This is a genomic window from Corallococcus sp. CA049B (genome assembly GCF_003611685.1).
Classification (GTDB): domain Bacteria; phylum Myxococcota; class Myxococcia; order Myxococcales; family Myxococcaceae; genus Corallococcus; species Corallococcus coralloides.
On the sequence record NZ_RAWC01000444.1, the window covers coordinates 1 to 1,519 of the forward strand.

1 protein-coding gene is annotated in these 1,519 nt (G+C 70.8%); it reads left to right on the forward strand.

The window, feature by feature from the left end; all coding sequences use genetic code 11:
• Positions 1–294 precede the first annotated feature (294 nt).
• A partial coding sequence (locus tag D7W82_RS39590; protein WP_233588219.1) for a DEAD/DEAH box helicase occupies positions 295–1,519 on the forward strand: 1,225 nt, incomplete at its 3' end.

The window sequence follows — 1,519 nt, forward strand, 5'->3', positions numbered from 1 at the left end:
GGGGACAGGCGGCCAACAGCCCTGTCCGAAATCTCCACAGCGGCCGGGGGCAGGCGGGCGGGGAGGATTTCCCGGGACATTGCCGCCCGTTGCAGGCAGTGTGGCCCAAGCCCTGGACGGCACCGGGAATCGTTCCGGACGCACAGGGGTTCCAAGACGTTCGCAGGTGCCTCGGGCCATTGATTGGCCTGACCGCGTACCGCAAGGCGCCCCCGCAATACCGCGGGAGGGCGCGCTGCGCGGTCGGTCCCCCGCTTGAGGGGGAGTGCGCCGACCCTCCTTATTCGGGATTTCATGACTTTCGACGAACTGCAGTTGACTGATTCGCTCCTCAAGGCCGTCAAGGCGGAGGGCTACACCACGCCGACGCCCATCCAGGCGAAGGCGATTCCCCATGCCCTGGCGGGCAAGGACGTGCTGGGCGTGGCCCAGACGGGCACGGGCAAGACGGCGGCGTTCGCGCTGCCCATCCTCCAGCGGCTGTCGGCGAAGGCGCCCGCGGGCGGCGCGCGTCCGGTGCGCTGCCTGGTGCTGACGCCCACGCGCGAGCTGGCCAGCCAGGTGAGTGACAGCTTCGTCACCTACGGCAAGAACCTGCCCCTGCGGCACGCGGTGGTGTTCGGCGGCGTGGGCCAGAATCCGCAGGTCCAGGCGCTGCGCCAGGGCGTGGACATCCTGGTGGCGACGCCGGGGCGCCTGTTGGATCTCATCGACCAGGGGTTCGTGACCCTGCGCGCGCTGGAAGTGTTCGTGCTGGATGAGGCGGACCGCATGCTGGACATGGGGTTCATCCACGACGTGCGGCGGGTCATCAAGGTGCTGCCGCAGGTGCGCCAGACGCTGTTCTTCAGCGCGACGCTGCCGCCGGACATCATGGACCTGGCGCGCAACATCCTGAAGGAGCCGGTGCGCGTGGAGGTGTCGCCCGCGTCCAGCACCGCGGACACGGTGAGCCAGCAGGTCTACTTCGTGGAGCGCGAGGAGAAGCGCGCGCTGCTCACGCACCTGCTCCAGGACGCGAAGGCGATTCCGCGCGCGCTGGTGTTCACGCGCACGAAGCACGGCGCCAACCGCGTGGCCAAGCAGCTGACGGCGGCGGGCGTGCGCGCGGACGCCATCCACGGCAACAAGAGCCAGAACGCCCGTGAGCGCGCGCTGGACGAGTTCCGCGCCGGCACCCTGCGGGTGCTGGTGGCCACGGACATCGCGGCGCGCGGCATCGACATCGACGGGCTGTCGCACGTGTTCAACTACGACCTGCCCAACGTGCCGGAGCAGTACGTGCACCGCATCGGCCGCACGGGCCGCGCGGGCGCCAGCGGCCAGGCCGTGTCCTTCTGCGACTCCGAGGAGCGCGCGTACCTGCGCGACATCGAGCGCACCATCCGCCGCAGCGTGCCGGTGGTGGCGGACGCCGCGTTCCGCTCGCACCTGCCCCCTCCCCTGCCCGGTGACGTGGAGGAGACCCGTCCTCCGATGAACCGGGGTGGCCGGGGCCAGTCGCGCGGCGTCCGCCACC